The 6,163-nt window shown below is 41.6% G+C and carries 8 protein-coding genes; 5 read left to right on the plus strand and 3 right to left on the minus strand.

Annotation, left to right across the window (positions count from 1 at the left end):
* Positions 1 to 1,358, minus strand: a 1,358-nt coding sequence (locus ACTB1O_RS08080) for a histidine kinase N-terminal 7TM domain-containing protein (protein ID WP_462994628.1), incomplete at its 3' end; no start/stop codon positions are given.
* A 355-nt stretch (positions 1,359 to 1,713) separates the two neighbouring features.
* Between ACTB1O_RS08080 and ACTB1O_RS08085 the strand changes: the two genes are divergently transcribed.
* Genes ACTB1O_RS08085 through ACTB1O_RS08105 form a run of 5 tightly spaced genes read left to right on the plus strand, consistent with a single transcriptional unit; the run spans position 1,714 to position 4,958 of the window.
* Positions 1,714 to 2,457, plus strand: coding sequence for a HesA/MoeB/ThiF family protein (locus tag ACTB1O_RS08085; RefSeq protein ID WP_462994629.1), 744 nt, complete (start codon positions 1,714 to 1,716; stop codon positions 2,455 to 2,457).
* Positions 2,447 to 2,722 (plus strand): MoaD/ThiS family protein, encoded by a 276-nt coding sequence (locus tag ACTB1O_RS08090; protein ID WP_462994630.1) that lies wholly within the window; start codon positions 2,447 to 2,449, stop codon positions 2,720 to 2,722. The genes ACTB1O_RS08085 and ACTB1O_RS08090 overlap by 11 nt, the downstream gene beginning before the upstream one ends.
* 4 nt (positions 2,723 to 2,726) lie before the next feature.
* On the plus strand, positions 2,727 to 3,131 hold the full coding sequence (locus ACTB1O_RS08095; protein ID WP_462994631.1) for a molybdenum cofactor biosynthesis protein MoaE: 405 nt from the start codon (positions 2,727 to 2,729) through the stop codon (positions 3,129 to 3,131).
* Complete coding sequence (locus tag ACTB1O_RS08100; protein ID WP_462994632.1) at positions 3,119 to 4,342, plus strand: YcaO-related McrA-glycine thioamidation protein; 1,224 nt, start codon at positions 3,119 to 3,121, stop codon at positions 4,340 to 4,342. Before ACTB1O_RS08095 ends, ACTB1O_RS08100 begins: the two co-directional genes overlap by 13 nt.
* Entirely contained in the window at positions 4,299 to 4,958 is a 660-nt protein-coding gene (locus tag ACTB1O_RS08105) for a TfuA-related McrA-glycine thioamidation protein (protein ID WP_462994633.1), read from the plus strand. The genes ACTB1O_RS08100 and ACTB1O_RS08105 overlap by 44 nt, the downstream gene beginning before the upstream one ends.
* A gap of 26 nt (positions 4,959 to 4,984) precedes the next feature.
* Here ACTB1O_RS08105 and ACTB1O_RS08110 read toward each other — a convergent pair whose 3' ends face one another.
* Both ACTB1O_RS08110 and ACTB1O_RS08115 read right to left on the minus strand, forming a co-directional pair.
* On the minus strand, positions 4,985 to 5,524 hold the full coding sequence (locus ACTB1O_RS08110; RefSeq protein WP_462994634.1) for a hypothetical protein: 540 nt from the start codon (positions 5,522 to 5,524) through the stop codon (positions 4,985 to 4,987).
* An 8-nt stretch (positions 5,525 to 5,532) separates the two neighbouring features.
* Positions 5,533 to 6,163 (minus strand): DUF5343 domain-containing protein (locus ACTB1O_RS08115; RefSeq protein WP_462994635.1); only part of this gene is annotated, 631 nt, incomplete at its 5' end.

Consider the following 6,163-nt stretch of genomic DNA (forward strand, 5'->3'; position numbering starts at 1 on the left):
TTTATGCTGACATTTCCGTGACTGAGGTTTTTAAACGAATTTTTGAATGTGTCACTTATGTTCTGCCATACCGGCGATTCAACGCCGATATCCTGATAATCCCCTGTGAATAGTATCTGCTGATAGATATTTTCCGTGGCTTTTGATTCTTCTTCCAGATATTTTGAGATAACGGGGTCTGAATTCCCGGAATCACTGATATGTTCGCGGGAGAGATCCTGGTAGCCTTTGAGTATTGTAAGCTGATTTAAGATGTCATGCCTTGTAATATTTGAGAGAAGGTTTAACTTTTTGTTTGCCTCATGGAGTGATTCCTCGGTCATTCTGCTTTCGGTAATGTCATTTATTAAAATGATAAATCCTTCATTATGGCCGTGTCCGTCCTTTATCTGAGTCGCTCTGATTTCCAGGAATACGGGTTTGTTATTTTTTGTGCAGGAGAACCTTGTCTCCTGATCCAATAATTCTCCTTTCAGAATTCTGCTTATATATTCCTCAAATCCCGGACAGTCCTGATAGTATTGTGTTATTTTTTCCCCGGCGTTCTCCCTGATATCGCTGTTTAATATAGTGTCTGCTGACTCATTTGCCTCAATAACATATCCGCCGGTGTCGATAATGATGAGGCCTGAGGGGATTTTATGAAATATGGTTCCATATGCGATAGGAACAAGTGAAAAAAGCCTGTATTGAAATATTCCCAAAAATCCCATTAATAGTGCAAAGAGGTAGGCTAAGGGCGTTATGTCGATGTGATATGCGGGACCTGCCCAGGCAAAGTATGCAATGATTGTGAGAATAAGAATTATACCGCTCAGAGTTATGATTCTGACCTGATTTTTTATAATTCCGTGTGTGTGTCTTGAAAAGTCCAGAAGTATCAGGACACCTGCGGAAAATGCAGTTATCAGGTAAGTTATATTCAGAAAGTAAACAAAGCCGGGGGTTATTGAGAGCAGCACGAGATCCCTGTACCTGACAAAATCCACTGCCTGATAAAGCAGGGGAATAAGATAGCCGGAAAAGGCTGTAATAATTACTATTGCAGGTATTATGCAGAGAATCAGCATAGGGAGGGTTTTGAGATGCTCCTTTTTGTCTGTGTAGCTGAATACAAATGTCAGCCATAACGGGGGGATTAAGGCTATTCCAAGGTATTCAAACCTGATAATTGAGAGGATGAGTGCCGGGTCACTGAGTGAGAGTTCAATTCCATAGGTTACGGAATAGTATGCCGCGACTGAAATCAGCATTACAAAAGGAATCCGGTATCTGGACGGACTTCTTGACATTGTCAGTATTATGAGGACAGCACCTAAAATGCCTGAAAAAAAATATATTAATGATATGTCATTCATTTTTCTGCATACTCCCCAGAGTCAGTCTGATTATATGTATTCTGACTTTAATATTCAATTCATTTATCAGGGATATGAAATTAACTGATAATTTTATCGACTGTTTCATCAGATTTTTAATAGTTAAGACCGGAGTTTCACTTTTTTTTTATATGTGAGTTCATTATCTTTTATAGGGTGCACTGTCTTTTCGATAATCTAAATACCTTTTCAGGCAGAGTTAGTATAACAGATAGTGAAAACAAAATCCCGCCATTTTTACCGTGGCAGATCTGTTTTCTAAAGGCTGATTGTATTTAAAAAAATGCAGTATTCCGGTTATCTGTAATTAAAGTGGCAGATCAGCGGTTTTCTTATGATTTGTGAAAGGTATATGAGACAGGTTTCTCTTTTCGGAGAGGGCGGGCAGGACAGGCTTTTTTCCTCAAAGGCATTTATTGCAGGCGCAGGAGGGCTCGGTAGTCCTGTTGCAACGTATCTTGCACTTGCAGGTGTCGGGAATATTGTGATCTGCGACTGTGACAATGTAGAGATTACAAATCTTAACAGGCAGTATCTTCACAGCGAATCTGATATAGGATATTTCAAGGCGGACTCTGCAAAGACGGCAATAGAAATTTTAAATCCGGAAGTATCTGTGTCCGTCATCAAAGAGGCCGTAACCTCAAAAAATGCGGTTGAGATTACGAAAGGCTGCGATATAATAATTGACTGCCTTGACAACTTTGAGGCACGTTATGCTCTTAATCTGGCATCTCTTACCAGCAATATTCCCTTAATTCACGGTGCTGTTTCCGGATGGGACGGACAGGCGATAACACTGATTCCGGGAAAAACCCCGTGTATCTCATGTATATTCCCCAAATCGCCTCCTGATGAGATCTTCCCGATTGTCGGGACAACTGCGGGCGTTATCGGTTCGATTCAGGCAAACGAGGCGGTAAGATATCTTTCAGGTCTAAACCCGGGACTTTCGGGAAGACTTCTTCTCTGGGACGGGAAGACCGGGATGGCGGAATACATTGATATTCCGGTCGATTCTGACTGCCCTGTCTGTGGTGAAAATAAGCAAAAACAACGTGATTTTTATGAAGATTGAGATAACTGCATTTGCACGATTCAGGGAGGCTTTCGGAGAGAAGACTATAGTTGAAAGTGAATCTGTGATGTCACTTAAAGATGCACTGGTAATTTTATGTGATAATCCGGAAAAAATCAAACTTCTCTTCGATGAATCCGGCGATATCTATGATCATGTATTGATAATGCATAACAAAAAACGAACAGACGGCGAATTTGCAGAAAAAATCTCCCTTTCAGACGGTGATTCTGTAGTAATATACCCGCCTGTTTCAGGAGGATAATTAAATGGTTCCCGGCAGAATTGAGCTGACATGTGACGACATTGATATTGCAAAGTTAATAGCGGATGCAAAAGAGCCTGCAACCGGCGGTATGGTTCTGTTTGTCGGAACTGTCCGTGATGACGGGATTGAGGCGATTGACTTTGAGTCGTTTGACGAGGCTGTCTTATCTGATCTCAATAATATTGCAGAGGAGGCGGCTCTGAAATATTCCTTAAATCACGTCGATATCATCCACAGAAAAGGGCTTTTAAAGGTCGAAGAGACGATACTTGTAATTCTGGCATCTTCAGGCCACCGGGAAGAGGCGTTTTCGGGCTGCCGCTACATAATCGAGGAGATAAAGCGCTATGTCCCGATATGGAAGAAGGATATCACAAAGGAGGGCGAGGAGATATGGCATTCGTGAAGCTTTCATCCTGTAAGAAGGTCTACTGTGAGGAGACCCACAGAACAAAAAGTCCGGAGGAGACTCTGGAGATTATATCTCCGCTTGCAGTGAGTTGCGGCATCACAAGAATTGCTGATATAACAGGCCTTGACAGGCTCGGGATTCCTGTATTCTCATGTATAAGGCCGGGAGCTGATGAAGGTGCGATTTCGGTTTACAACGGCAAGGGTGCGACCGAGACTGCCGCAAAGGTCTCTGCAATAATGGAGGGTATTGAGAGGTACTCTGCGGAGATAAACGAGAGAGCGGTTGTTACTGATAAGTTTTCACAGCTCGGTGAGGGGTGTGCGGTCAATCCTGAAGATCTGATTCTGCCGAAAGGGATTAATCCCGATTCCCCTGTTCCGTGGTGTGAGGCCTTTGATATCGTAAATGAAGAGGAGAAGCTTATTCCGGCACACTCCGTTTATCATCCGGTTCCGCACGGAACTGTCCGCTTTTTCAGGACAAGCACAAACGGGATTGCGTCCGGAAACACCATTGAGGAGGCAACTTTTCATGCACTCTCCGAGGTTATCGAGAGGGATGCATGGTCACTTGTTGAGGCCTCGGGTAATGCAGGTCCTGTTATTGAGGGCTTTGATAATCCTGTCATCTCAAAGATGATATCAGCGTTTGAGGATAACGGCGTTGACATCATCCTTCGTGATATAACATCGAATATCGGGATTCCGACGATTGCAGCGGTTGCCGACGATGTAAAACTAAAAGACCCCTCACTTCTTGTAACAGGAATGGGAACACATGTATCCCCTGTGATTGCGGCGATAAGGGCGATTACCGAGGTTGCACAGTCGAGAGCGACCCAGATTCACGGTGCACGTGAGGATACGACCGAGGCACAGTTTCGAAAGAACATCGGTTATGACAGGACGAAGCGGTTTAACAAAAAGTGGTTTTTGGATGGTGAAAAACGTGACTTTTCCGAGATTTCAGGGTTTATCTCGGATGACTTCCTAAAGGATATTGAGTTTACAAAGAAACTGTTGAAAGATTCCGGTCTTGACCGGGTTTTTGTATCCGATCTTACGATGCCGGATGTAAAAATTCCGGTTGTAAGAGTTGTTGTCCCCGGTCTTGAGACTTATGCGATGGACCCTGAAAGATATGGAAAGAGGTGTGATAATGCCAGACGTAATCGTGTACTTAGGGCCAAGCCTGAAAATTGAAACGGCAAAGAGGATTCTCCCCGAGTCCTTAGCTGACTTTCGTCCTCCTGTAAGAAGAGGGGATCTGGAGGCAGCGGTCGCTGGGAGACCAAAGGCAATCTGTATCATCGACGGACTATTCTTTCAGGACTGCTCTGTCGGCCACCGCGAGATTCTGGCGGCTTTGAAATCAAAGATTTCGGTCTACGGCTCATCCTCGATGGGTGCTCTTCGGGCGTGTGAGCTTGACCGCTTTGGAATGGCGGGTGTGGGGAGAATTTATGAGATGTACCGGGACGGCATAATCGAATCAGACGATGAGGTTGCACTCGCCTGTGATCCGTTTTCAAACGAGGCTGTATCCGATGCACTCGTTGATATGAGAATCAATTTTGAGAGAGCAGTCAGGGGAGGCATAATTACAGCCGCCGACCAGGACACTCTCATCCGGACTGCGTCCGGGATTTACTACCCGCAGCGGACTTACCGAAGGGTTTTGAAGGATGCCCGTCTGGCCGGGGAGATTTCGGGTGAGTGTTTTGAGAGGCTCACTAAATACCTGAAGACAAATTATTTTTCGCAGAAGGAAGAGGATGCCAGAGAGGTTTTGAGGGTTTGTAGGGATGGGGTTGGTTAGAGGTTTTTAACGGATGTTTCTTCTTTCTACAATGTTTTTTTACTAATTTTTTCAATTAGACTGAATAATCCTGATATATATCCTAATGTTTCATTAAAATTTGGATTATATGCACTAGGATGAGCACAATCATTTCTTTGTGATAATTTCCCGTGAAGCTGTTTCATTTCTCCTTTTGTAATAAGTTTTATTTCTTTGGTTACTTTGATTAATTCGAAATCAGATGCTACATTTTCTCTCATTTCTTCAATAGAAGTATATTTTGACCAATTATTTCGTACTTGTTTTACTTTTATCAACCCATCTGAAGACATCTTTTGTTCAAGGAAATCTATAAAACCAGCCCAAGCCATTACAAAGGCAGCACGATATATTTTATTTTCGACGCATCTAAGTGATTCCTCAAATAATTCTTTTTGAAGAAGACTTAGATTTTTCAGATCTTTTCGTGATTGATCCACAGTGATTATTCGAGATGGTGATGTCTCATATTTAGAAAACAATTGGTGAGATTCAGACTCAAATTGATTGATATTTTCCTTTATTTTTAATATTATTGCTTCCATTTATGTCCTTATTCAAAAATGTATTTTTTCATTGCTGCGAAAAAGTGCTCATATACTTTTGGATCTGTTGTATCCGGCAATGTTAATTGAATATTGAGATTGATGGTTACGCCAGATCCATTTGATTGATTCTTAGTAATTAGTGTATTATGGTTTATAGCTGGTTTTTCATCGATATTTGTATCATTTTGTTGATCATTATCTTTTATTGTATCAATAAATCCATTAAAATCTGCAAGTTCACATAATGTTGTGAATGTGCGTATTGTGCTATCAATTAATTGTTTTCCAGCAGCTGAATTTTTTGTAAAGAAGTGCTCCAAATCGTTGCTGCTCTGTTTATACGCATCAGGATAAATCTCAAAAAGATCTTTATATCCTTTTTTAATACCTCCTGCTAATATTTTTTTATGTTCTGGGGTTCGGTAGTTTGCCCACAATTCAGTTGGTATACTATTGCTATCAAGAAATCCAATTTGCTTCATAACTTGAATAATAGGCCTGTCATTCTTGGATTTAAAACCTAAAGTTTCTAACCATTTTATAGTTACTCCTTTAGATGGAATACTTATCTCACGAATCTTGTTCAAAAATTTTTTTAGATTACCTGTGTTTTGGATATATGCGTAATCAGCCATT

The sequence above is a fragment of the Methanomicrobium sp. genome, assembly GCF_055145805.1.

What these genes read in the sequence shown, in the direction of transcription:
- ACTB1O_RS08090 (WP_462994630.1), top strand. Translation starts at nt 2,447, where the DNA reads ATGAAGATTGAGATAACTGCATTTGCACGATTCAGGGAGGCTTTCGGA.
- ACTB1O_RS08085 (WP_462994629.1), top strand. Translation starts at nt 1,714, where the DNA reads ATGATTTGTGAAAGGTATATGAGACAGGTTTCTCTTTTCGGAGAGGGC.
- ACTB1O_RS08105 (WP_462994633.1), top strand. Translation starts at nt 4,299, where the DNA reads ATGCCAGACGTAATCGTGTACTTAGGGCCAAGCCTGAAAATTGAAACG.
- ACTB1O_RS08100 (WP_462994632.1), top strand. Translation starts at nt 3,119, where the DNA reads ATGGCATTCGTGAAGCTTTCATCCTGTAAGAAGGTCTACTGTGAGGAG.
- ACTB1O_RS08095 (WP_462994631.1), top strand. Translation starts at nt 2,727, where the DNA reads ATGGTTCCCGGCAGAATTGAGCTGACATGTGACGACATTGATATTGCA.
- ACTB1O_RS08110 (WP_462994634.1), bottom strand. Translation starts at nt 5,524, where the DNA reads ATGGAAGCAATAATATTAAAAATAAAGGAAAATATCAATCAATTTGAG.